Source organism: Nitratireductor lacus (assembly GCF_056431025.1).
Genome location: NZ_JBWKMB010000017.1, coordinates 85,993 through 109,898, shown reverse-complemented (window position 1 = coordinate 109,898; position 23,906 = coordinate 85,993). Strand labels below are relative to the sequence as shown.

The 23,906-nt window shown below is 61.8% G+C and carries 17 protein-coding genes; 10 read left to right on the top strand and 7 right to left on the bottom strand.

Going from position 1 to position 23,906, the window contains the following annotated elements; genetic code table 11:
- Positions 1 to 44 precede the first annotated feature (44 nt).
- The 7 genes from AC07E3_RS15605 (at position 45) to AC07E3_RS15575 (ending at position 10,756) form a co-directional block, all read left to right on the top strand.
- Positions 45 to 2,042, top strand: coding sequence for a heme lyase CcmF/NrfE family subunit (locus AC07E3_RS15605; protein WP_478363164.1), 1,998 nt, complete (start codon positions 45 to 47; stop codon positions 2,040 to 2,042).
- The gene (locus tag AC07E3_RS15600; protein ID WP_478363162.1) at positions 2,039 to 2,515 is read left to right on the top strand and encodes a cytochrome c-type biogenesis protein; all 477 of its coding nucleotides are present in this window, start codon (positions 2,039 to 2,041) and stop codon (positions 2,513 to 2,515) included. Before AC07E3_RS15605 ends, AC07E3_RS15600 begins: the two co-directional genes overlap by 4 nt.
- A gap of 97 nt (positions 2,516 to 2,612) precedes the next feature.
- Positions 2,613 to 3,845 carry a bifunctional alpha/beta hydrolase/OsmC family protein gene (locus AC07E3_RS15595; RefSeq protein WP_478363160.1) on the top strand — a complete coding sequence of 411 codons (1,233 nt, stop codon included), beginning with the start codon at positions 2,613 to 2,615 and terminating at the stop codon, positions 3,843 to 3,845.
- Positions 3,846 to 3,975: 130 nt separating this feature from the next.
- Positions 3,976 to 5,514: a Do family serine endopeptidase gene (locus AC07E3_RS15590; protein ID WP_336065810.1), complete on the top strand. Its 1,539-nt coding sequence runs from the start codon at positions 3,976 to 3,978 to the stop codon at positions 5,512 to 5,514.
- A gap of 107 nt (positions 5,515 to 5,621) precedes the next feature.
- Positions 5,622 to 6,293: a response regulator transcription factor gene (locus tag AC07E3_RS15585; protein WP_336065808.1), complete on the top strand. Its 672-nt coding sequence runs from the start codon at positions 5,622 to 5,624 to the stop codon at positions 6,291 to 6,293.
- On the top strand, positions 6,293 to 7,753 hold the full coding sequence (locus AC07E3_RS15580) for a sensor histidine kinase (protein WP_478363158.1): 1,461 nt from the start codon (positions 6,293 to 6,295) through the stop codon (positions 7,751 to 7,753). The genes AC07E3_RS15585 and AC07E3_RS15580 overlap by 1 nt, the downstream gene beginning before the upstream one ends.
- A gap of 45 nt (positions 7,754 to 7,798) precedes the next feature.
- On the top strand, positions 7,799 to 10,756 hold the full coding sequence (locus tag AC07E3_RS15575) for a bifunctional [glutamine synthetase] adenylyltransferase/[glutamine synthetase]-adenylyl-L-tyrosine phosphorylase (protein WP_478363156.1): 2,958 nt from the start codon (positions 7,799 to 7,801) through the stop codon (positions 10,754 to 10,756).
- 1 nt (position 10,757) lies between these two features.
- On the opposite strand, the gene AC07E3_RS15570 is transcribed toward AC07E3_RS15575, so the two are convergent.
- Entirely contained in the window at positions 10,758 to 13,094 is a 2,337-nt protein-coding gene (locus tag AC07E3_RS15570) for a PAS domain-containing sensor histidine kinase (RefSeq protein WP_478363154.1), read from the bottom strand.
- A 129-nt stretch (positions 13,095 to 13,223) separates the two neighbouring features.
- Positions 13,224 to 15,869 carry an aminopeptidase N gene (pepN, locus tag AC07E3_RS15565; protein WP_478363152.1) on the bottom strand — a complete coding sequence of 882 codons (2,646 nt, stop codon included), beginning with the start codon at positions 15,867 to 15,869 and terminating at the stop codon, positions 13,224 to 13,226.
- 187 nt (positions 15,870 to 16,056) lie between these two features.
- On the opposite strand from pepN, the gene AC07E3_RS15560 reads away from it, so the two are divergent.
- Together AC07E3_RS15560 and AC07E3_RS15555 are read left to right on the top strand one after the other, a co-directional pair.
- Positions 16,057 to 18,366, top strand: coding sequence for a xanthine dehydrogenase family protein molybdopterin-binding subunit (locus tag AC07E3_RS15560; RefSeq protein ID WP_478363150.1), 2,310 nt, complete (start codon positions 16,057 to 16,059; stop codon positions 18,364 to 18,366).
- Between the two features lie 67 nt (positions 18,367 to 18,433).
- Positions 18,434 to 19,387 (top strand): DMT family transporter, encoded by a 954-nt coding sequence (locus AC07E3_RS15555; protein WP_336065793.1) that lies wholly within the window; start codon positions 18,434 to 18,436, stop codon positions 19,385 to 19,387.
- On the opposite strand, the gene AC07E3_RS15550 is transcribed toward AC07E3_RS15555, so the two are convergent.
- Complete coding sequence (locus tag AC07E3_RS15550; RefSeq protein WP_478363148.1) at positions 19,382 to 20,200, bottom strand: MmyB family transcriptional regulator; 819 nt, start codon at positions 20,198 to 20,200, stop codon at positions 19,382 to 19,384. The genes AC07E3_RS15555 and AC07E3_RS15550 overlap by 6 nt on opposite strands.
- A gap of 138 nt (positions 20,201 to 20,338) precedes the next feature.
- Here AC07E3_RS15550 and AC07E3_RS15545 point away from each other — a divergent pair, with 138 nt between their 5' ends.
- On the top strand, positions 20,339 to 20,728 hold the full coding sequence (locus tag AC07E3_RS15545; RefSeq protein WP_478363146.1) for a hypothetical protein: 390 nt from the start codon (positions 20,339 to 20,341) through the stop codon (positions 20,726 to 20,728).
- On the opposite strand, the gene AC07E3_RS15540 is transcribed toward AC07E3_RS15545, so the two are convergent.
- From AC07E3_RS15540 to AC07E3_RS15525, 4 genes are all read right to left on the bottom strand, one after another.
- Positions 20,695 to 21,603: a hypothetical protein gene (locus tag AC07E3_RS15540; RefSeq protein ID WP_478363144.1), complete on the bottom strand. Its 909-nt coding sequence runs from the start codon at positions 21,601 to 21,603 to the stop codon at positions 20,695 to 20,697. The genes AC07E3_RS15545 and AC07E3_RS15540 overlap by 34 nt on opposite strands.
- Before the next feature lie 82 nt (positions 21,604 to 21,685).
- Positions 21,686 to 22,507, bottom strand: coding sequence for a uracil-DNA glycosylase (locus AC07E3_RS15535; RefSeq protein ID WP_336065782.1), 822 nt, complete (start codon positions 22,505 to 22,507; stop codon positions 21,686 to 21,688).
- A gap of 72 nt (positions 22,508 to 22,579) precedes the next feature.
- A complete protein-coding gene (locus AC07E3_RS15530) occupies positions 22,580 to 23,158 on the bottom strand; it encodes a hypothetical protein (RefSeq protein WP_223005152.1) in 579 nt (192 codons plus the stop codon).
- A gap of 83 nt (positions 23,159 to 23,241) precedes the next feature.
- Entirely contained in the window at positions 23,242 to 23,841 is a 600-nt protein-coding gene (locus tag AC07E3_RS15525) for a DUF2585 family protein (protein ID WP_336065776.1), read from the bottom strand.
- Between the last annotated feature and the right edge of the window lie 65 nt (positions 23,842 to 23,906).

Genomic DNA, 23,906 nt, shown 5'->3' with positions numbered 1-23,906 from the left:
GTCGGGACGCGGCCAGAAACGGCTTGATTGGAGCGCATGAGAGAATGAGCATCGAACTCGGTCACTTCGCCCTTGTCCTGGCTTTTGCGCTGGCGCTGGTTCAGATGACAGTGCCGATCGTTGGAGCGCAACTCAAAAACGACACGCTGATGCGCGTGGGCGAACCGGCCGCTCTGACCAACTTCATGCTGGTTGCGCTGTCCTTCATGGCGTTGACCTCGGCCTATATCCAGTCGGATTTCTCCGTCTTGAACGTCTGGGAGAATTCGCATTCGGCCAAGCCGCTTCTCTACAAGATCACCGGCACATGGGGGAACCACGAGGGCTCAATGCTCCTGTGGGTGCTGATCCTTGTCTTCTTCGGTGCACTGGTGGCGGTTTTCGGGCGCAACCTGCCCCTGTCGCTGCGTGCCAATGTGCTGGGGGTGCAGGGGGCGATCAGCTGCGCGTTCATCATATTCATTCTGGCGACCTCCAATCCGTTTGCGCGCCTCGACCCGGCGCCGATGGAGGGGCGTGATCTGAACCCCATTCTCCAGGACATCGGGCTCGCCGTTCATCCGCCCCTTCTTTATCTTGGCTATGTCGGGTTCTCCGTTGCCTTTTCCTTTGCCATTGCGGCCCTGATCGAGGGCCGGCTGGATGCGGCCTGGGCGCGCTGGGTGCGGCCCTGGACGCTGGCAGCCTGGATGTTTCTGACAGGAGGCATCGCAATGGGCTCTTACTGGGCCTATTACGAGCTTGGCTGGGGCGGGTTCTGGTTCTGGGACCCGGTCGAGAATGCTTCCCTGCTGCCGTGGCTGGGGGGAACGGCGCTGCTGCACTCGGCGCTGGTGATGGAAAAGCGCTCGGCGCTGAAAATCTGGACCGTCCTGCTCGCAATCCTGACATTTTCTCTGTCGCTGCTCGGAACGTTCCTGGTTCGCTCAGGTGTCCTGACGTCCGTCCATGCTTTCGCTACCGATCCGGCACGCGGTGTCTTTATTCTGTGCATTCTCATCCTGTTCATCGGCGGGTCGCTGGCGCTCTTTGCCTGGAGGGCGGCAACCCTGACGCCGGGCGGCCTTTTCCAGCCGGTTTCGCGCGAGGGCGCGCTTGTCCTCAACAACCTCATCCTGACGACGGCGACCGCCACCGTGCTGATCGGCACGCTTTATCCGCTTCTGGTTGAAGCCGTGACGGGCGACAAGATTTCGGTCGGCCCGCCCTTCTTCAATCTCACCTTTGGCCCGCTCATTCTTCCCTTGCTGGTGATTGTGCCTTTCGGGCCCCTCCTTGCCTGGAAACGCGGTGATTTATGGGCTGTTTCGCAACGCCTCTTCTGGGCTTTCGGCAGCGCCCTGGCTGCAGCGCTTCTCGTCGTCCTTCTGGTCGACCGCGCCTCCGTTCTGGCGGCACTCGGCATCGGACTGGGCGTCTGGCTGGTGCTCGGCGCGCTGACCGACCTCGTGATCAAATCCGGGCTCGGCAAGGCAACACCGTCCGTGGCGTTCAGTCGTTTCAGGGGTTTGCCGCGCTCGGTGTTCGGGACAGCGCTTGCCCATGCCGGCATCGGGCTCACGACAATCGGGATCATCTCCGTAACCACGCTGGAAACCGAGCAGATCGCGGCGATGCAGCCGGGCGAAACGGTGGAGATACAGGGATACAATCTACGGTTCGGCAGCCTGCGCCCATTCACCGGACCGAATTACACGGAGGATCAGGCAACGTTCATTCTGACCCGTGTGACCGGGAAGCCGCTCGGCGAGGTGGTGTCTTCCAAGCGTCTTTACACCGCGCGTCAGATGCCCACCACCGAAGCTGGCATCCGCACGCTTGGCCTGAGCCAGCTCTACGTTTCCCTCGGCGACCAGACCCCGAACGGCAAGATCGTCGTGCGAATCTGGTGGAAGCCGATGGTCACGCTGATCTGGCTGGGTGCGCTGGTCATGATGATTGGTGGGACGGTGTCGCTGCTTGACCGCCGGCTGCGGATTGGAGCGCCGATGCCACGCAGAATACCGGGCAGAAAACCGGCTACAGAGGGCAGGGCGGCATGAGGCGGTTGATTTCCGGCGCGTTCTTCGCAGTCTGCGGGCTTGTGTTTCTGGCGCTTCAGCCCGCGTTTGCCGTACAACCCGACGAAGTGCTGGATGATCCGGCGCTGGAGGCGCGCGCGCGCGACCTTTCTGCCGAGTTGCGGTGTATGGTCTGCCAGAACCAGTCGATCGACGATTCCGATGCGGAACTGGCTCGTGATCTCCGGGTTCTGGTGCGCGACCGCCTGGAGGCAGGCGACAGCGACGAAGAGGTCATCGCCTATGTGGTCGATCGCTATGGAGAATTCGTTCTCCTGAAACCGCGCTTCAGCTATCGCAACGCCCTTCTCTGGGGGGCTCCTGTTATGCTTCTGTTGTTCGGGGGAGCATTGATTGTCGCAAACGCACGGCGCAGGAAGACAGGAGAGGCTGTCTCTGGCCTGAGCGCAGACGAGCAAGAGCGCCTTGACCAGATTTTGAACGACCGTGACTGAAATTGCGCCTCGCAAACCTGTACGAAGGGTCCGCACCCACTTAGCCTGAAACCAGCCTGCCTGTTGGCAGGCCCGGGCACGTGCGAAAGGGGACCCCATGACGGCGAAAACACAGAAGCTTGCGTTCAAAGGCCATTCCGGCGCCGATCTCGCTGCGCGGCTCGACCTGCCGAACGGGCCGATCAGGGCCTACGCACTGTTTGCTCACTGCTTTACGTGCTCGAAGGATTTGCTCGCTGCGCGGCGTATCGCTGCCGAACTGGCGCGGGCCGGCATCGCCGTGTTGCGCTTCGACTTTACCGGCCTCGGGTCCAGCGAGGGCGAATTCGCATCGACCAATTTCTCCACCAATCTCGAAGATCTGCTCAGTGCGGCGACCTTTCTTGAAAAGCATTACGAGGCGCCCTCCGTTCTGGTCGGGCATTCTCTGGGCGGTGCGGCGGTTCTTGCCATTGCCGGGCGCTTGCCCTCCGTAAAGGCGGTCGCAACCATTGGAGCGCCTGCCGATACGGCGCATGTGCTGAAGAATCTGGGTGCTTCGCTTGAGAGCATCCAGAAGGAAGGCGAAGCGGATGTTTCGCTCGGCGGTCGGCAGTTTCGCGTGCAGAGACAGTTTGTCGAGGATGTCCGGTCGCACAGTCTTCTGGATGCCGTCGCCGGCATGCGCAAGCCGCTGCTCGTTTTGCATGCGCCGCTCGACGAGATTGTCGGCATCGACAACGCCACGCAGATATTTCTGGCGGCAAAACACCCCAAGAGCTTCATATCGCTGGACCAGGGCGATCATCTATTGACAGACCCCGAGGACGCCTCCTTTGCCGCAAGTGCGATGTGTGGCTGGCTCTCGCGCTATCTCCCCGGCGACGAACCCCAGGGCACGGTGCCAGTGGAACGTGTGCGCGTGATGGAGACGGGGCAGGGCAAGTTCCAGAATGCGGTGCAGGCCGGCCGGCATCGCCTGTTCGCGGATGAGCCGGAGAGTTTCGGCGGGCTCGACACGGGACCGTCACCCTATGACTTTCTGTCTATAGCCCTTGGCGCCTGCACCACGATGACACTGCGTCTTTATGCCGATCGCAAGAAGCTGGATCTGGGTCGCATCAGCGTCGACGTCTCGCACAACAAGGTCCATGCCAGGGATTGTGCGGATTGCTCCGAGGCGGCGAATGCTCAGGGACGTATCGACCGATTTGAACGCGTGATCGATGTGGAGAATACCATATCATCCGAGCTGCTGGACAAACTGGTCGAAATCGCCGGCAAGTGTCCGGTTCACAGAACGCTTGTGAGTGTCGCGCATGTCCACACCGCTGTTCGCGGAGGGGAATGAGCCCAATTTGATGCGAACATTACGAAAATTTCATCGGCTGGAAATGGCGTTGTAATGTGCAGATCGCTATTTCATCACTCCAAGACGCTTTTGCGCGCCGAAATGAGATTTTCCAAGAGGATGGGTTGCTATGCATCAGGACGCGGACAACAAGGCACTGGAGAAGGGTATTATCGGAAAGAAGCGCGGGCGCCTGATGGCGACAATCGCTTCTGTCGCCATTGCCGGAGCGATCGGTCTGGGCGCTGTCACCAGCGGAACGGTGCCAGTCATGGCTGAAGCTGTCCGGCTGGACCAGCCGGTTCAGGCTCCGAGCTTCGCCGATATCGTCGAGAAGGTTTCTCCCGCGGTCGTCAGTGTGCGCGTGAAAGCCGATGTCAAGATGACATCGAATCCCGGTGGCTCGGGTTTCTTCGACATGCCGGGCTTTGAAGAACTGCCGGACGGGCACCCCCTGAAGCGCTTCTTCCGCGAGTTCCGCGGCGATCGCGGATTTGAGCAGGATCGCCGGTCCGAGCGTCGTCGTCCGCGCCCGGTTTCTCAGGGGTCCGGCTTCTTCATTTCCGAAGACGGTTATCTCGTCACCAACAACCATGTGGTCGATGGCGGCAGCAACTTCACCGTCGTCATGGATGACGGTACGGAGATCGACGCAAAGCTGGTCGGCACCGACCCGCGTACCGATCTCGCCGTGCTGAAGGTCGATGAGGAACGCAAGTTCACCTATGTCGATTTCGCCGATGACGAGAAGGTGCGCGTCGGTGACTGGGTGGTTGCCGTCGGCAATCCGTTCGGTCTCGGCGGTACGGTGACGGCAGGCATCGTCTCCGCCCGTGGCCGCGATATCGGTGCCGGACCGTATGACGATTTCATCCAGATCGATGCGGCCGTGAACCGCGGAAATTCCGGTGGCCCGGCCTTCAATCTTACCGGTGAGGTCGTTGGCATCAATACGGCGATCTTCTCGCCCTCCGGCGGCAATGTCGGCATCGCCTTCGCGATTCCAGCCTCGGTGGCCAAAGAGGTTGTCGGAGATCTGATCAAGGACGGTACGGTTGAACGCGGCTGGCTTGGTGTTCAGATCCAGCCGGTGTCCAAAGACATCGCCGAATCCGTTGGCCTCGATGAGGAGAAAGGCGCGCTGGTTGCCGATGCGCAGGAAGGCGAGCCGGCAGCCAAGGCAGGTATCCGCTCCGGCGATATCATCATCGCAGTGGACAACAAGCCGGTCGCTTCGCCGAAGGAGCTGGCCCGCCTGATCGCCGGCTTCGCGCCGGGCAATGAGGTCGACGTGACGCTCTGGCGCAGCGGCGAGACAGAGAGCGTCAAGGTGATGCTCTCCGAGATGCCGGGTATGGAGACGATGGCGTCGGCACGAGGCGGTTCGCAGTCGAGCACGATGGACGCCCAGTTCGGCCTGAAGGTGACGCCCGCAGAAGATGACGCTGGCCTGGTGGTGACGGACGTGGAACCCGGGAGCCCGGCAGATGACCGCGGAATCCGCCCTGGCGACATCATCCGCACCGTCAACTCGCAGTCGGTGAAATCGGGCAAGGATGTCGAGGAGGCCGTCTCGGCTGCCGTGAAAGCCGGTCGCAAGGCCGTGCTGGTGCAGATCGAACGCAACGATGCCAGCCGCTTTGTCGCCCTGCCGACCAGGGAGGGCTGATCTCTGAGGCAAATCCTGAACTCCCTCGCGGTCGCTGCGGGGGAGTTCTGTTGTCATCCAGACCTTTCAGGAAGACGTTTCATCTGGGAAGAGGTTATAACAACCGCATGAAGATTCTTGTCATCGAGGACGATCGGGAAGCGGCTGACTATCTCAGGAACGCCTTTGCCGAGGCAGGCCACACGGCCGACATCGCACGCGACGGCGACAGCGGCTTTTCCATGGCCGAAACCAGCAGCTACGACGTCTTTGTTGTCGATCGCATGCTGCCGCGTCGGGACGGTCTGTCGATCATCGCCGAATTGCGCGCTGGCGGCAACGATACACCTGCGCTCATCCTCTCGGCACTGGGAGAGGTGGATGACCGGGTGACCGGCCTGCGCGCCGGTGGCGACGACTATCTGACCAAGCCATACGCCTTCTCCGAACTGCTCGCCCGCATCGAGGTCCTGCGCCGGCGGGCCGGCGCCAAGGATGTCGAAACCGTCTACAATGTCGGCGATCTGGAGCTGGACCGCCTGTCGCACACGGTGCGACGCGCGGGGCAGGAAATCGTTCTCCAGCCGCGCGAGTTCCGGTTGCTCGAATACATGATGCGCCATGCCGGACAGGTGGTGACCCGGACCATGCTTCTGGAAAATGTCTGGGACTATCATTTCGACCCACAGACCAATGTCATCGACGTGCACATCTCGCGCCTGCGCGGCAAGATCGAAAAGGGCTTTGAGAAGCCGCTGCTTCATACGGTGCGTGGCGCCGGCTATATGCTGAAGGACTGATGGCGCGGCTTCTTTCGATCCTCAACACGACGGCGGCGCGTCTTTCAGCGCTCTATCTCATCCTTTTTGCCGTCTGCGCCACATTTCTCGTTATTTACATGACCTCGCTCTCGGCCCGCATGCTGGTCGGGCAGACACGCGAAGCCATCAATGAGGAGGTGCGCGGCCTCGATCGTGCCTATCGCCGAGGCGGCCTGCCGTTTCTCGTGCGGGTGATCGAATCGCGCGCGCGCCAGCCGGGCGCCAATCTCTATCTTCTGGCCGATGCCAACGGCCGCATTCTTTCCGGCAATGTGGAAAGCCTGCAGCCAGGTGTGCTCGACGTGATGGGCTGGACGGAACGGCCTTTCACCTATAGCCGTTTTGGCGAGGGTGAGGCGCGCATTGAGCCCCGTGCACGCGAGGCGGAGCACAAGGCGATGGCAGTCGTGTTCCGACTGCCCAACCAGATCATCGTCATGGTCGGGCGCGATCTCGGCGAACCGGAAAAATTCCGCAGTGTGATGCAGCGCGCCCTTGTGGTCACGCTCGCCATCATGTGCGCGGGCGCCCTGCTGATCTGGTACTTTGTCGGCCGCCGCGCGCTGAAGCGCATCGACCGCGTCTCCGAGGCAAGCCGTAGCATCATGGGTGGCGATCTCAGCCACCGGCTGCCCATTTCGGGAGCGGGTGACGAGTTCGACCGGCTTTCCGACAATCTGAACAAGATGCTGGATCGTATCGCGGCCCTGAATGAGGGGTTGCGGGAGGTCTCGGACAACATCGCCCATGATCTCAAGACGCCGTTGACGCGCCTGCGCAACAGGGCGGAAGCCGCGCTGGCCGGAAACCAGAAAACGGCGGACTACCGCGCTGCTCTGGAACGCACCATCGCCGAATCCGACCAGCTCATACGCACGTTCAACGCCATTTTGATGATTTCGCGGCTCGAGGCGGGGTACTCCGCGGAAGCCACGTCGACAATAGACCTGCGCGCCATTCTGGCCGATGTGGTGGAACTCTACGAGCCGCTCGCCGAGGAGCAGGGCGTGGCGCTTGAGGCCGAGATTGACGGTGCCGTCACGCTGCAGGGCAACCGTGAACTGATCGGACAGGCGCTATCGAACATCGTTGACAATGCGATCAAGTATTCGGCGGGTTCTGGCGAGACACCGGCGGTGCAGGTCTCCCTGGAAACCGCAGCCTCTGAAATTCGGCTGACGGTGCGCGACAATGGTCCCGGTGTTCCCGACGCGGACCGTCGCCGCGTGACGGAACGCTTCGTGCGCCTTGAGGAAAGCCGTACCCAGCCGGGTTCCGGTCTGGGGCTCAGCCTTGCCAAGGCTGTCATGACATTCCATGGTGGACGTCTCGAATTCGCCGACAACGAGCCCGGTCTCGCCGTGACAATGGTGTTTCCCGCTGAAGCGCCGAAACGGAAAGTCGAAACGGTTTTCAGGAAGCGTGAAGCCTCCGACTGAGAGGGGCTAGGCGAGCGATAATGCTTGACCGGAGAGGGGGCCTTGATGGGGCGTGATGCGGTTGCTGATGGAAGCCTCTGGTTTGGGGCGCCGGTTCTTGTCCTGAAGCCGGTCGATGACGACGAGGCCGCGGAAGCGCTTGAGATGGTCCGTGAAGCAGCCGAGCATGCTCAATGCGCGCGCCTGTGCGACCTCCTCGGGAGCAATACCGGTTTAACGGGTTTCCTCTCGGCGGTGTTCGAGCTTTCGCCATTCCTGCGCGATTGTGCGCGCCGCAACCCGCACGCTCTCGAAGCCCTGTTCGACGCGCCGGCCGACGAACGGCTCAAAATGCTGTTCGAGCGCATCGATGCGAGTGCCTTTGCGCAGGAACAGACCGAAAGCGGTCAGATGAAGGCGCTGCGCGATCTGAAGGCGGAGGCGCATTTCCTGATTGCGCTCTGCCGGCTTGCCGATGTTGCGGACACGGCCACAACCACCGAGCGGCTGAGCCTTCTTGCAGACAAATGCATTCGCGCCGCCGTCAATTTTTTGCTTCTCGATGCCGACCGCGCGGGCAAACTGAAGCTCCCCGATCGAGCGAGACCGGCAGAAGGCAGCGGCTGGATCCTGCTTGGCATGGGCAAGCTCGGTGCCAATGAGCTGAACTTCTCTTCCGATATCGACCTGATCGTGCTGGTCGATCCGCACGCGCCGGCCATCATCGAGGCCTATGAGGCCATCGATCTCTTTGTCCGCCTCACACGCAGGCTCGTCCGAATCCTTCAGGACCGGACAGAGCATGGCTATGTCTTCCGCACGGATCTGCGGCTGCGTCCCGATCCGGGCTCCACCCCGCTGGCGATACCTGTCGAGGCGGCGCTTCACTATTACGAAAGCCGCGGCCAGAACTGGGAACGGGCGGCGATGATCAAGGCGCGCCCTATTGCCGGCGACCTTGTGGCCGGCGAAAGCTTCCTGAAAGAACTGCAGCCCTATGTGTGGCGCAAATACCTGGATTATGCGGCCATCGCCGATGTCCATTCCATCAAGCGCCAGATCCATGCGCACAAGGGACATGGGGCTGTGGCGGTGCGCGGCCACAACGTCAAGCTGGGGCGCGGCGGCATCCGCGAGATCGAGTTTTTCGTCCAGACCCAGCAACTGATCGCCGGCGGCCGTTTCCCGGAACTGCGCGGTCGGCGCACCGTCACCATGCTCAAGGAACTCGCCCGTTGCGGCTGGATTGACGAGGAGGCGCAGGAGGCGCTGACGCGTCAGTACTGGTTCCTGCGGGATGTCGAGCACGCCCTGCAGATGGTGGCTGACGAGCAGACCCACACGCTTCCCGAAGAGGACGATGAACTGGAGCGCATCGCGCATCTGCTCGCCTTCGACGATGCAGAAGCGTTTTCAGAAGCCTTCCGTGAAAGCCTGCGCCTGGTCGAACAGCACTATGCTGATCTCTTCGAGACCGCACCGCAGCTTTCGCGCGGTGTCGGCAATCTGGTCTTTACCGGCGATGTGGACGATCCGGGCACGCTGGAAACCCTGAGCGAACTCGGCTTCGAGCGGCCAAGCGACATGTGCCGCGTGATCCGCGGCTGGCATTATGGCCGCTACCGCGCGACGCAGTCGGCAGAAGCGCGCGAGCGTTTGACCGAGCTCACACCGGCCCTTCTCGAGGCTTTTGGAAGCACGCGGCGCGCCGATGAGGCGCTGTTGCGCTTCGATGCATTTCTGGCAGGACTGCCGGCCGGCATTCAGCTCTTCTCGCTATTGCAGTCCAACCCGGCCCTGCTCAACATGCTGGTGAGCATCATGGGCGCAGCGCCACGCCTGGCCGCGATCATCACCAGGCGGCCCCACGTGTTCGACGGACTTCTCGATCCGGCGCTACTCTCCGAGCTCCCCGACCGGGCCTATCTCTCCGAGCGGCTGGAGACCTTTCTGGCTGGCGCGCAGATTTACGAGGAGATACTCGACAGGCTGCGCATCTTTGCGGCCGAGCAGAAGTTTCTGATCGGTATCAGGCTCCTGACCGGGGCCATCGATTCCGCGCGCGCCGGCAAGGCGTTTTCGGACCTGGCCGATCTCACGGTTGAGTCCGCGCTCGAGGCGGTGGTTGAGAACTTCGCCGGGCGCCACGGTCGCATCGCCGGCGGGCGTGTCGCCATTCTGGGCATGGGAAAGCTCGGCAGCCGCGAACTGACTGCTGGTTCCGACATAGATCTGATCCTGCTTTACGATCACGACGAGGATGCCGACTATTCGGACGGGCAAAAGGCGCTGGCGCCTTCGGAATATTACGCGCGCCTGACCCAGAGGCTGATTGCAGCCGTCTCCGCGCCGACCGCAGAGGGCGTGCTCTACGAGCTGGACCTGCGCCTTCGCCCCTCGGGCAACAAAGGGCCGGTCGCCACGCATATCGACGCTTTTGCGCGCTATCAGCGCAACGAAGCCTGGACCTGGGAGCACATGGCACTCACGCGCGCGCGCGCCTTCGCCGGCGACAGGGCGCTGATCGAGCGTGTCGAAAAGGAGGTGCACAAAATCCTCGCCCTGCCGCGGGACACGCAGAAGATCCGCAACGAAGCGGCTGAGATGCGTCGGCTACTGGAGGAGGAGAAGCCCGCCCGCGACGTCTGGGATCTGAAGCTTGTGCCTGGCGGCCTCATCGACCTCGAATTCATCGCCCAGGTGGCCGTGCTCACCAGAAACACCCGGTCCGAAAGCGAAACGACCGCCACCAGTGAGGTTCTTTCTTCCCTATCAGAGACGTTCTGCGCGCCTCAGGCGCGCCAGGAACTCGTCGATGCGCATCACCTCTATATGACGCTCACGCAGACCACGCGGCTTTGCCTTGAAGGCGGGTTTGATCCGGACGAGGCGCCGCCCGGCTTCGCCGACCTCATGTTGCGGCAGACCGATCTACCGGAACTCGGCATTCTGGAAGCGCATGTGGAAGAAACGGCGGGCAGGGTGCGGCGGCTGTTCGAAGAACTTGTCGGCGCGGTCGTTTAACTCAGGCGGCCACGGCCGGCTTTTTGCGCTCTTCGGCCGGCAGGCGCACCGACACGATGGTGCCGACGCCTTCTGTCGAGCGGATTTTCAGCACGCCGCCATGCAATTCCGCCAGCGAGCGGGAAATGGCAAGGCCAAGGCCGGAGCCCGTGTGGCTTTTTGAAAACTGGTTCTGAACCTGTTCGAAGGGGCGGCCGAGCTTTTTCAGGGCATCCCGCGGGATGCCGCAGCCTGAATCCTCGATGGTAAGCGTGACCGCCGGGCCGACCTTTCGCGCGCGCAGCGATATGTGCCCGCCTTCGCCCGTAAACTTCACGGCGTTGGACAGCAGATTGATGACGATCTGCTTGATTGCGCGGCGGTCGGCAAAGACCTGCATCCGCTCGGGGATGTCCATCTTCATGGCGATCGATTTTTCCGCCGCCTGGAGTTCCACCACGCGCACCGTTTCGCGGATCAGCGGGCACAGATCGATTTCCTCGCAATCGACCGAGAACTGGCCGGCTTCGATCTTCGACATGTCGAGAATGTCGTTGATGACGCCGAGCAGGTAGGAACCGCTCGAACAGATGTCGCGCACATACTCCTCGTAGCGCTCCGAGCCAAGCGGCCCGAACATTCCAGATTCCATCACTTCCGAGAAACCGATGATCGCGTTGAGCGGTGTGCGCAGCTCGTGCGACATGTTGGCCAGGAACTCGGATTTTGCCCGGTTCGCCGCCTCGGCACGCTCGGTCTCGCGCATGTATTTGCGGTTCAGCTCACTGAGTTCGCGTGTGCGCTCCTGCTCGGCGCGGCGCGCGAGGCTGAGATCGTGAATGGTCGCCATCAACCGGCGCTCGCTGTCGACAAGCTTGCCCTGATGCTGCTTGAGCTGGGTAATGTCGGTGCCGACGGAAACCGTGCCGCCGTCGCGCGTTTTGAGTTCCGTCACCTGCAGCCAGCGTCCGTCCGCGAGCTGTCGTTCATAGGTGGCGCCGTTACCATTGCCTGAGGGCACGGCCAGTCTGCGTTCAGAGCGGAAGGCAGGCGCCAGCGCTTCGATGTCGCGGCGCCGCGCGCCGGAGACGATCATGCTCTCGTCGACGCCCAGATCCTGCTTGTACTTGGTGTTGCACATGACGAGCCGCTCGGCATAGTCCCACAGTACGAAGGATTCGCCGATGCTCTCGATCGCTGTGCGCAGCCGCTGGTCGGCCGCTTCCGTCTGCTGCACAAGCGTGCGCTGCTCGGTCACATCCACGGCGATGCCGATCAGGTGCAGCTCCGGTGCGTTCGGGTCCACCACCTGCGCCCGCGCACGCACCCAGACCCACTGTCCGTCGGCGCGTTTCATACGGAAGACGCGGTCTACGTGATCAATCTCGCGCGCCATGATGCGGTTGGCCAGATCGAACAGATCGCCATCGTCGGGATGGATGATCGCCGCGACCTCACCGAAGGAAAGCATCTCGTCGGTCGTCTCGTAGCCCAGCATCTCGAACATGGAGCGTGACCAGAACATCTTGCCGCGCACCATGTCCCAGTCCCACAGGCCGCATTTGCCGCGCACCATGGCCATGTCGATGCGCTGGTGTGCTTCCATGTAAATTCGGTCGGCAGCCTGGGCACGCGCGGCCTGGCTGAAATAGGCGTAGAGGATCACCATCAGGATGCCCGCGGTCAGGGCAAACAGCGACACATTCATCGAAACGGAACGGCGCCAGTCGGCAAAGAGACCGTCGCGTGAGGTGAGGGCGACGGCAGCGCCCTCCTGACCGGCAACATGGACAAGCGACGCAAGCCACTGCTCACCGGCAATCTCCACATTCATCACTCCGGCACGTGCGCCGAACAGGAAGAGCGGCTGGCCGCCCGCCAACACGTCTTCGAGCGAGCGACCGATGAGGTTCTGTCCGTTGGGCGATGTGGCCAGGACGTCAAAGTTTTCATCGGTGATGGCGAGCACGCGCTCGTCTTCCGATCCGGCGCGGCGCATCGCTTCTTCGATGAGCATGCGCGCCTTCTGTGCCGGCTCGGTCTCGGTCGTGTCGATTGCCACGCTTGCGGCCAGCGAATCCGCCGCCAGCGCGAGCATGGTCCGAGCGTCGCGTTCGATGTCGTCGCGCCAGGTGAAGAGCGAGAGAAGCCGTGCTGCCGCCAGCACCAGAAGAAAGATGATGATGAGAACGGGAATGGAACGGCGCAGATAGGGCTCTATGGCCAGAAGACGTTCATAGGCCGGAGCTGCAATAATCTTGGCGTTGCCTGCCAGTCCCATGCGCCTTGCGCGTCGGGTTCGTGGCCCGGCAGCCATGCCCGCAATCAGGGGCAAAGCCCAACCCCCTGCCTTCGCCATCCGACGGGCTCCCTCGTTCCTCGTTAAGTTCGGTGATTCGGCTCCGCCTGCTGCCGAATCATCCATAAGGAATCAAAGGTGATTCGCCTTGTCCAGTGGTCTTGGTAAAAAAGATATTAACGCCCGCCCTCAGGCGAGCGTTCGTTCCAGAATGTCGGCAAGATCGCGCGAGAGATCCGTCCGCTTGGACATCTCGGCAAGAAGCTTGCGTGCGTGCTCGCGCCGGCCCTTTTCAAGCGACCGCCAGGAGCGGAACGCGGTGGCAAGGCGCGCTGCCACCTGCGGATTGTGACTGTCGAGCGCGGCGACCGTCTCAGCGACGAGACGATAGCCTTCGCCATCGGCGCTATGGAACGCCGTCTGGTTCGCCATGGAGAACGTGCCTATAAGCGCCCGCACGCGGTTCGGGTTTGCAAGCGAGAAGTGCGGATGCTCCATCAGGCTGCGAAGCAGGGAAACCGTCGCGGTCGATGGAACCATCGCCTGGATCTGGAACCATTTGTCGAGCACCAGCGGGTTGTCGCGGTAACGCTTCTCGAAAGCCGCGAGCGCTGCCCGTCCCACGTCGGTGTCGTGGAAATGCTGGGCCAGAACGGTGAGCGCACCCGCGCGCTCCGTCATGTTGTCGGCGTCCTCGAACTGCCGGTAGGCGGCCTCGGGACTGGCAGAATCCAGCACCAGAAACTCGATCAGCGTGTTGCGCAGGGCACGGCGGCCGGCGCTGCGCGCATCCGGAGAAAACGGCGCATTGTCGAGCAGACGCTCGTAAAGCGCGCGGAAAGTCTGGCTTCCCGCCTGCGCAACGGCCATCAGCAGCGCCCTGCGTGCGGTGTGGATCGCATCCGGGTCGATGTCCCGGCCGATTTCCCGTGCCACATCGGCTTCGCCCGGTACGCTCAGTGTCAGCGCGCGAAAAGCCTCTTCGAGCGTTTCGTCTGCAGCGAGGTCGATGGTCACCGAGATGAGTTCGTCCTCAAACACCGGCTTCTTGCCGCCGCGCACCGCTTTGCTCGCGGCAATCAGCGCATCCGTCAGAAGCGTGTTCAGCGCCTGCCAGCGCGAGAAGGGGTCGCTGTCGTGGCGGGCGAGGAAAAGCTGTTCATCGGCCCTGCTTTCAACCGAAAGGGTCACCGGGGCCGAAAAACCCCGGTTGATCGAGAGGACGGGACGCGCCTTCACCCCCTTGAACACGATCTGGTGTCTGCGCTTGCGCAGGTGGATCACGCTGTTTTCGACGCTCGCCCCCTCCACGCTCTGATAGTCGAGGTCTGTCCCGTCAGGCCCGACGAGGCCGAAGGCGAGCGGTATGTGCATCAGGCGTTTGCGGCTTTCGGAGGGCGTGGGCGGCACCGATTGCTCGATCTCCACCGTCAGCGTTTTTTCCTTACCATCATAGCGCGATGAAAGCGCCACATTGGGCGTGCCGGCCTGATGGTACCAGAGCGAGAACTGGCTGAGGTCCCGCCCGGAAGCGTCCTCGAAGGCTTTTACGAAATCCTCGATGGTTACGGCCTGCCCGTCATGCCGCTCGAAATAGAGGTCCATACCGGCCCGAAAGGCGTCCTCGCCCAGAATGGTGCGCAGCATGCGGACAACTTCCGAGCCCTTCTCGTAGACGGTCGCCGTGTAGAAATTGTTGATCTCGCGGTAGCGGCGCGGCCGCACCGGATGGGCCAGCGGGCCCTGATCCTCGGGAAACTGATGCGCGCGCAGGCCGCGCACTTCGGCGATGCGCTTGACGGCGCGCGATCGCTCGTCGGCGGAGAATTCATGGTCGCGGAAAACCGTCAGGCCTTCCTTCAGGCAGAGCTGGAACCAATCCCGGCAAGTGATTCTGTTGCCTGTCCAATTGTGGAAATACTCATGCGCGATGATCGCCTCAATATTGGCGAAATCGACATCCGTGGCCGTGTCCTCGTCGGCGAGCACATATTTGTCGTTGAAGACATTGAGCCCCTTGTTCTCCATCGCGCCCATATTGAAGTCCGAGACGGCGACAATGTTGAACACGTCGAGGTCGTATTCCCGCCCGAAGCGTTCCTCGTCCCAGCGCATCGAGCGCTTCAGCGCGTCCATCGCATAGGCCGCCCGCTTTTCCTTCCCGTGTTCGACATAGATGCCGAGATCGACTTCGCGCCCGGAAGCGGTGGTGAAGCGGTCTTTAACCACACCGAGATCGCCGGCCACGAGAGCGAACAGATAGGAGGGTTTTGGGAAGGGGTCGTGCCAGACGGCAAAATGACGCCCGTCGGCGAGATCACCGCTTTCCACCGGATTGCCGTTCGACAGAAGAAGCGGCGCGTCTTTGCGATCCGCTTCCATGCGCACGGTATAGACGGACAGAATGTCTGGCCGGTCGAGGAAATAGGTGATGCGGCGGAAGCCTTCGGCTTCGCATTGCGTGCAGAAAACACCACTGGAAACGTAGAGCCCCATCAGCGTCGTGTTCTTCGATGGCGCGATCCGGGTCACGATGGTCAGCTCGAACCGGCGCGAGGCCGGCAGCCGGGTGATCGTCAGGCGGTCGGGAGATGCATCATAGTCGGCAGGCTCTGCCTCGGCGCCATTGACCGCAAGGGCTTCCAGCACCAGCCCGTCGCCATCCAGAATCAGAGGAGCGTCGGCGGGAGCGCGAGGGATGCGCTCCACCTGAAGCCTGGCCGTTACCAGCGTTTCCTCGGCGTTCAGCCGAAAATCAAGAGCTACCTCCGGAATGAGATAGTTGCTCGGCTGGTAGTCCTCGAGACGAAAAATCTGGCCGCTTTCTGTACGCATCTCAACTCTTTCTAGGGCCCCGGGCGCAGGCCGGCAATCTGTGGGCTGTCTGGTCCAACAAAATCGAATTGTTGCTCTTTACACAATCATTAGGCTCGACAAAACTAAGACAGCATATGTCGCTCGACTGTTTCCAGCCAGCTCACCGAACATCGGCCAATTCGCGATTGGCCAGAAGGGATTCCGCATGACTGTGATGACGCCGAAATTCGGGATGGGTGCCTCCGTGCGCCGCAAGGAAGATGCGGCATTTATTACGGGCCGGGGGCGCTACACGGACGATTTCCTGCCCGAAGGCACGCTGCATCTCTACGTGGTGCGTTCGCCTGTTGCCAAGGGCACATTCACCATCGCGTCGGTCGAGGAGGCAAGGGCAGCACCGGGTGTCCATCTGGTGCTGACGGGCGCCGATGTTGCGCATCTGAAGGATCTGCGCTCCGGCGCCATGCAGAAACAGCCCGACGGCACGCGTGCACCCACGCGCGACATTCCTATCCTGTGTCGTGACCGCGTGCAGTATGTGGGCGATGCAGTGGCGCTGGTGGTGGCGGAAAGCCGCGCCCAGGCGCAGGACGCTGCCGAACTGATCGAGATCGATTTCGACGATGAGGAAGCCATAGCCTCGACCGCCGGCGCCCTTTCCGAACATGCCCCGCTGGTCTGGCCGGAACTCGGCTCGAACCGCGCTTTTCTTTACCATGTGGGCGACAGGGAGAAAGCGGACGCGGCGTTCGCCAGGGCCGACCACGTCACCCGCATTGAATTCGTGAACAACCGTCTCGTCTGCAACTATATGGAGCCGCGCGCGGCACTTGCCGAGTGGCGCGACGACGAAAACCGCTACGTGCTGACCACCGGTTCGCAGGGCGTTCATTCCATGCGCGGCATTCTGTGCAAAACCTTCGGCATCGAGCCGGAAAACCTGCGCGTGATCACGCCGGATGTCGGTGGCGGTTTTGGCCCGAAAACCTTCGTCTACCGTGAATACGCCATGGTCATGGAGGCGGCGAAACGGCTTGGCCGCCCGGTCAAATGGACCGGCGACCGCAATGAGCATTTCATGACCGATGCGCAGGGGCGCGACAATGTCGTGACCGCCGAGATGGCGATGGACGGCGAAGGGCGTTTCCTAGGCCTGCGGGTCGACCTCACGGCCAATATGGGCGCCTATATCTCGCAGTATGGCCCATTCATCCCGTTTGTCGGCGTCTCCATGTCAACGGGCGTCTATGACATTCAGGCGCTCGATGTGACGATCAACGGCGTCTACACCAACACCTGCCCGGTGGATGCCTATCGCGGGGCGGGCCGCCCGGAAGCTGCATTCCTGCTTGAAAAGCTGGTGGATGCCTGTGCGCGCGATCTTGGCATCGGGCGTGACGAAATCCGCCGCCGTAACTTCATCAGGCCCGAGCAGTTTCCCTATCGTACCCAGACTGGCCGTCTTTACGACGTCGGCGAGTTCGAGGGGCACATGAACAAATGTATGGAGAACGCCGGTTGGGCCACGTTCGAAGAGCGGCTTGAGGAATCGCGGCGCAACGGCAAACTGCGCGGCATCGGCATGGCCACCTATATCGAAGCCTGCGCCTTTGCCGGTTCGGAGCCTGCCCATGTGCGGCTGAACGAGGATGGCACCGTCACGCTTCTGATCGGTACTCAATCCAACGGCCAGGGACACGCCACCGCCTATGCGCAATTCGTGGCCGACAAGCTGAATATCGACATCGACAGGATCACCGTGCGTCAGGGCGATACCGACGAGCTGGCATCCGGTGGTGGCACGGGCGGCTCGCGCTCCATTCCACTGGGCGGTGTCTCGGCCGCGCGGGCCGGCGAAGACCTCGCCGAGAAAATCCGCAGGCTGGCGGCAGACGAACTGGAAGCGTCCGTCGATGACATCGAACTCTCCGGCGGCGCCGCGCGCATTGTCGGCACGGACCGCGCGGTCGATTATGCAGCCATCGCCAGGGCCGCAAAAGCGCCTGAGGATGTGGAAGGCTTCGGCGAGTTCGTGCAGGAAGAGGCGACCTATCCCAACGGCACGCATATCTGCGAAGTCGAGATCGACCCGGAAACCGGCCGCACGCAAGTCATTGCTTATTGGATCGTCGACGATTTCGGCGCGACGGTGAACCCGATCCTGCTTGCAGGTCAGGTCCATGGTGGTGTTGCGCAGGGTCTCGGACAGGCGCTGACGGAAGACACGGTATATTCGGAGGATGGCCAGCTCGTTACAGCGAGCTTCATGGATTATGCCATGCCGCGTGCCGACGATCTTCCCTTCATTCATTTTGAGACCCGCAACGTGCCCTCGACCACCAACGCGATGGGCATAAAGGGGGCAGGCGAGGCCGGCACGATCGGCGCCACGCCGGCGGTTCTTAACGCGGTGACGGATGCGCTCTACCGTGCCTATGGCATAGCTCACATCGACATGCCCACCACGCCGTCGCGTGTGTGGGAGACGATCCGGCAGGCCAGGGACGCAGCATGATGCAACCACGCTCGATCAGTTCGATGCACTGTCCTGCGTCCTCACCGGCCTTATAGGAAACCAGATCATGCCCGCTGTGACCGAAGTCGGCGCTGAACGCCAGCCATTGATGGGCATCGCGCTGAAGGTCATTTCGGTCTCCGTGTTCGTCATGATGTCCTCGCTGATCAAATCGGCGGGGATGGTGCCGTCCGGCCAGATCGTCTTCTTCCGCTCCTTCTTTGCCATATTCCCGATCATCGCCATGCTCGCCTGGCGTCGGGAACTGGCAACGGCCTTTCGCACCACGCACCCCGTCAGTCACATCATGCGCGGCCTTGTCGGCGTAACGGCCATGGGGCTCGGCTTCTTCGCTTTGACGCGCCTGCCGCTGCCCGATGCAATCACGCTCAACTATGCGCAACCGCTCATCGTTGTGGTGCTCTCGGCAGTCTTCATGGGCGAGGTCGTACGCATCTACCGCTGGAGCGCCGTCGCCGTCGGTTTCCTTGGCGTCATCATCATCGCCTGGCCCAAACTCACTCTGCTTACCGGCGACGCCGGCCTTGAGGCCGCTGAGGCGGTGGGCGTCATCGCAGCCCTGTGCGCGGCGACGGGTTCGGCGGTCGCCATGCTCCTCGTGCGCCGACTGGTGCAGACGGAGAAGACCGCGACCATCGTCCTGTGGTTCTCGGTGACAGCCACCGTGCTCTCCCTGTTCACCATTCCTTTCGGCTGGGCCGATCTCTCGCGTGAGCAGTATCTCGCTCTGGCGGGGGCTGGTGTGTGCGGGGGCGTGGCACAGATCCTCATGACAGAGTGCTACCGTCATGCGGAGCTCTCGACCATCGCGCCGTTTGAATACACGTCCATGCTACTGGCCATCGTCATCGGCTATTTCGCCTTCGGCGATGTTCCGACCCTCTACACGCTGGTGGGCGGCATGATTGTCATCGGGGCAGGACTCTTCATTATCTGGCGCGAGCGCCAACTCGGTCTCAAGCGTGTGGCAGCCCGTCGTTTCGTGCCGCCGGCCTCATGAGGCGCCATCGTGCAATTGCCGCAGAAAGGCGGCGGTTGCAGCGTCGGTCGGGAAAAAGCTTTCAATGGCGAGTTCCGACAGCGTCACGTCCAGCGGTGTGCCGAACACGGTCGTTGTGGTGATGAACGAGAGCTCGGTTTCACCAAGACGCAGCCGAAGTGGAACGGCTATCATGTCTGCCGCGCGGGGCCGCGGCTCCGGCCCGTTCTTTTTGACGGGATAGGCCGCGAGTTCCTTCTCCAGAGATGCCAGTTGCGGATCGGCGGTCTGGTCGATGAGCTGGCGCAGCCTTTCCAGAACATGCGCCCGCCAGGGAGCGAGATTGACAATGCTGGGCGCAAGGCCCTCGGGGTGCAGACTGAGGCGCAGCACGTTCACGGGGGGCTTCAGGAGCTCCGCGTTCGTTACGCCCCTGAGCAGCGGCGCGATGGCCCCGTTCGCGGCGACCATCGTCCAGTGCCGGTCGATGGCGATGGCGGGATTGGGCGCATGGCCGTCGAGCACGGTCTGCACCGCGTCCATCGCCGGCTTCAGTGTCGGGTCATGCAGGTCCCGTTCGGAAAAGCCCGGCGCATAGCCTGCGGCCAGCAGAATGCGGTTGCGTTGCCGAAGCGGCACGGAGAGGCTTTCCGACAAGAGCAGAACCATGTCGCGCGACGGGTTGGATCGCCCGCTTTCCACGAAGCTCAGATGGCGTTGCGAGATGCCGGCTTCGAGCGCCAGGTGAAGCTGGCTCATGCGCCGTCTTTCGCGCCATTCTTTGAGCAGGGAACCGGCATTGCTCTTCGATGCGATGGTGTTTTCGATCTCCATGGCGGAGACCCTAAAGCTGTCCGCCGCACATTTCCATTACCTCTCACGTAATCGCCAGGCGGCGGTTCATCCGACAGGCTTCACTGCGTCAGCGCCGTAGCAGGCTCGCCACAAACCCTTTGCAGGAAGGAAAAGAACATGTCACTCGCTCTTACACCCACACTGAGGAAAACGCTCCGGTTCGACGCTGCCATGAGTGGTGGTGCCGCGCTGCTCCTTGTTGTCGCGGCCGGCCCGCTGTCGCGTCTTCTCGCCCTGCCTGAAGCGCTTCTGTTCTGGGCCGGCGTCGTGCTGGTGCCGTTCGTGACGATGCTGCTGGTGATTGCAGCGCGTGCGAAAACACCGCGTCTTGTGCTGATCGACATTGTTCTGCTCAACGCCGTCTGGGTTGTTGCAAGCTTCGCCCTGCTCGCAAGCGGCTGGGTCGCTCCCAATCCGCTTGGCATAGCGTTCGTCTGCGTTCAGGCCGTTGCAGTCGCGGTGTTTGCTCTGCTTCAGCTGGCAGCCCTGCGCGCTGCGCAGGACTGAGAAGGCCCGGGACCACGCAGCCGCACGGCCCGGCCTTCGTCCTTCAGGCTGGTGGAGCCGAAATGATAGCGAAACCCTGCCACGATGCCGTGAGATGTCATGTCCTCGCTATGGGTTTCGCCCGATGTCAGCGAGGAGGAACGGTAGCGATATCCGCCAAAGGCAGTGATTGGTCTGTTCGAGAGCCGATAGTTGGCGGCCGTAGACACGGAGTAGGTCTTCAGCGCCGCATCGTCGCTCAGCAATTGCTCAAATCCGGCATCCAGATCGAAACGCAGATTGTCTGTGTGATAATAGCGTGCGCCGATAAGGCCGTTGAGCTTGGACGCATCCTGCTCTTCCAGACGCCCCTTGCCCAGGCCGACCTGGCCCAGAACAGTCGACTGGCTGAGGAAAACCGCACCTTCCAGCCCGGCTGACGTTTCCGTGGGCCCAAGTGCGAGGGTCTCGGCGGATAGCCGCTCATATTGTGCGTAGAGACCGACTGCATATTGATCTTCTTTGCGATGATAGGCATGCGCTCCGAAGCTCAGATTCTGGTCAGAAAGCTCACCGAATTTTAGTTTATCGAACTGACTGTCGATTTGGATGTGCCAATGCGCGTTGATCGGCACATTCACTGCTCCGCGAAGCGCCCAGCCGCTGTTTTTTTCGGCGGTTTGTTCTAGGTCTGCCTTGCCAAGAGATGAGCTTAACTCAATAAAGCCAGATATCTGAGGAGTGATATTCAGCAGTAATGGGGCGTTTTCCAGATCGGGTGGGGCTGGTGGAGGTTCCGCTGTCACCAGATCTGCGCCGCTCGCAGCATCGGCTCCGTGCAACAGGAAGAGTACTAGAAGAATCAGGCGCCCCCCGGAACTAACGCGAACATACATGTTCGACTCCGGGACGTTGTGGAGACGCGGCACTGTCCATCAACGGTGTTAAGATGAGCTTAATTCGCGTCCGCTTGCAGTCTCAGACTGCTTCTTCCAGCTTGAGCTTGATGGCAAGGAAATCATGCCAGGCGAGCTTCTTGTGTGCCGGGTTGCGCAGGAGATAGGCCGGGTGCAGCGTCGGCATCGTTGGGATTTCGAGGCCTGACGGGGTCCTGTGCACGGCCCAGTTGCCGCGCATGCGCATGATGCCGGTCTGCGTGTTCAGGAGCAGTTTGGTGGAGGGATTCCCGAGCGTTACCAGAACTTTGGGTGCTACAAGCTCGATATGCCGCTCGATGAACGGGCGGCAGATTTCCGTTTCCAGAGGGGAGGGGTCCCGGTTTCCGGGTGGTCGCCACGGGATCACGTTGGAGATATAGACGGTGGTGCGGTCGAGCCCGATTGCCGCCAACATGCGATCCAGCAGCTTGCCGGAGCGGCCGACGAAGGGCAGGCCCTGAATATCCTCGTCACGGCCCGGAGCTTCGCCGACGAACATCACGCCAGCTTGCGGGTTGCCATCGGCAAAAACGGTGTTTTTTGCCGTTGTCTTCAGGTTGCAGCCGTCAAAGGCGGAAAGCTGCTCGCGCAGAATCTCCAGGCTTTCGGCGCTTTTTGCTATCTCGCGCGCCCGTGCGGCCTGCGCATCGTCCGGAACCGCGGTTCGGGCTGCAGCGGGAGCGGCTGGCCGGGCCTGCGGGGCCGCAATCGCCTTCTGCTGTGCAGGCTGGCGCTGGGCAGCCCTTTTCTCGGCTTCTGTGCGTGTTTCCTCGAACCGGTCCGCCGCTTCCTCAAGAAGGGGCTCGTCCACGCCGGCATCGGCGTAGAAGGTCAGCAGCTCCCTTAGTCCAGCGGAATCCATTGCGTCCGAAATCCTGATTGTCGGCATATGTTGAAAGAGGCACTTTCTCTTTCTTTGCCCGCGGTTGCAAGTTCAGGAAGCGGGAATGCGCGGGTCCTGCACCAGATAAAACACCGGCTTCGGCGTCAGGTCGGTAATCAGGAGCCGAAATGTCACTGAATGACCTGCATCGACCGTGCCTGACTGAAACAAGAGCCGGTCATAGGGCTCGAACTTGCGGTCGTGGGTGGCAAAGGCGCTGGAGCCGATCTGGGTGGAGCCGACGTTCCTTTGATCGAAAGAGAGGCCGTCCCCGTAGACGCTCGAGATGCCGCGCAGTTCCTGCAGTTCAAACTCAAACTCTACCCAGGGCAGGTTGCTTGCATTGAGCGTCTCGATTTCGATGAACAGGTAGCCGGCGCCGGCCCGTTCGTCATAGGCGTAACGCGGAACCGCCCCGGTGGTGCGGATAACCAGAACCACGGCAGAGGCCGTGTAAAGCTCCTGCCTCAGGAGCACGGGATCGCTGCGCGAGCCTGTCCCCGAAACCGCCTGGATGCGGAACCCGCCAAGCTCATCGGAAAAGGAATATTGTCCGGCCTGCCAGCGTCCGTCGTCTCCCGGCCCTGCGCCCAGAAGGGCTGCAGGCAGGAGGACTGCTGCTATGGACATGGCACGGGGCAGGACGTCACCTCCCTTCCTGACCCCAGTATACCGCCGTTTCGTGTTCTGGAGAAACGGGAAAGCTGGTGGCTTCAGCCGCCCACCTGCCAGTTGGAAATCGCCTGCGAGGGATAGACAAGCTGGAGAATGTTGAGCGTGAGATTGTCACGGATCATGACCGCCATGAAAATCTCCGTCGCAACCACCAGAAGAATGCTGAGCCAGAGGGGCGATAAGCGCGCGACGAAGAAGCCGACGATGGTGGCAAACGTGTCCGAGAGCGAGTTGATCACGCTGTCTCCGTAATAACCCTCGGCGAGCGCCGATTCCCGGTAGCGGTTGATCACCATGGGCGTGTTCTCGGCCATTTCCCAGGCGGCTTCCAGGCCTACGGCCAGTGCGAGGCGATAGCCAACCGGCATGCGCGGCGCGACAAGCCAGATGAGCCCGTAGAAAAGGAGCCCGTGCAGGAAGTGGGAATAGGTGTACCAGTCACCGATGTGCTGGGAGGTTTCAGGCCCCGACGGATCCGAATACCAAAGCTTCACCGTTCCGCAGTCGCAGATCGTCGTCTGTCCCATGAACTTCAGAAAAAACGCCTGAATGGCAAGGATCGCGAGTACGCAGAAAGCGGTCACCGCGATCGGTCTCTGCCTGTAGGCTCTCTGTAGCGGGTTTTCCCGTATGTCCACGTCGTGTCCCTCAATCATGAAACAGGCTGAAACTGCTCGGATTCGACCCGGCAGACAATCAGGAA

Excerpts from the sequence above, each read along its gene's own strand:
- AC07E3_RS15605 (WP_478363164.1), top strand. The coding sequence starts at position 45 with ATGAGCATCGAACTCGGTCACTTCGCCCTTGTCCTGGCTTTTGCGCTG.
- AC07E3_RS15600 (WP_478363162.1), top strand. The coding sequence starts at position 2,039 with ATGAGGCGGTTGATTTCCGGCGCGTTCTTCGCAGTCTGCGGGCTTGTG.
- AC07E3_RS15595 (WP_478363160.1), top strand. The coding sequence starts at position 2,613 with ATGACGGCGAAAACACAGAAGCTTGCGTTCAAAGGCCATTCCGGCGCC.
- AC07E3_RS15590 (WP_336065810.1), top strand. The coding sequence starts at position 3,976 with ATGCATCAGGACGCGGACAACAAGGCACTGGAGAAGGGTATTATCGGA.
- AC07E3_RS15585 (WP_336065808.1), top strand. The coding sequence starts at position 5,622 with ATGAAGATTCTTGTCATCGAGGACGATCGGGAAGCGGCTGACTATCTC.
- AC07E3_RS15580 (WP_478363158.1), top strand. The coding sequence starts at position 6,293 with ATGGCGCGGCTTCTTTCGATCCTCAACACGACGGCGGCGCGTCTTTCA.
- AC07E3_RS15575 (WP_478363156.1), top strand. The coding sequence starts at position 7,799 with ATGGGGCGTGATGCGGTTGCTGATGGAAGCCTCTGGTTTGGGGCGCCG.
- AC07E3_RS15570 (WP_478363154.1), bottom strand. The coding sequence starts at position 13,094 with ATGGCGAAGGCAGGGGGTTGGGCTTTGCCCCTGATTGCGGGCATGGCT.
- pepN (WP_478363152.1), bottom strand. The coding sequence starts at position 15,869 with ATGCGTACAGAAAGCGGCCAGATTTTTCGTCTCGAGGACTACCAGCCG.
- AC07E3_RS15560 (WP_478363150.1), top strand. The coding sequence starts at position 16,057 with ATGACTGTGATGACGCCGAAATTCGGGATGGGTGCCTCCGTGCGCCGC.
- AC07E3_RS15555 (WP_336065793.1), top strand. The coding sequence starts at position 18,434 with ATGCCCGCTGTGACCGAAGTCGGCGCTGAACGCCAGCCATTGATGGGC.
- AC07E3_RS15550 (WP_478363148.1), bottom strand. The coding sequence starts at position 20,200 with ATGGAGATCGAAAACACCATCGCATCGAAGAGCAATGCCGGTTCCCTG.
- AC07E3_RS15545 (WP_478363146.1), top strand. The coding sequence starts at position 20,339 with ATGTCACTCGCTCTTACACCCACACTGAGGAAAACGCTCCGGTTCGAC.
- AC07E3_RS15540 (WP_478363144.1), bottom strand. The coding sequence starts at position 21,603 with ATGTATGTTCGCGTTAGTTCCGGGGGGCGCCTGATTCTTCTAGTACTC.
- AC07E3_RS15535 (WP_336065782.1), bottom strand. The coding sequence starts at position 22,507 with ATGGATTCCGCTGGACTAAGGGAGCTGCTGACCTTCTACGCCGATGCC.
- AC07E3_RS15530 (WP_223005152.1), bottom strand. The coding sequence starts at position 23,158 with ATGTCCATAGCAGCAGTCCTCCTGCCTGCAGCCCTTCTGGGCGCAGGG.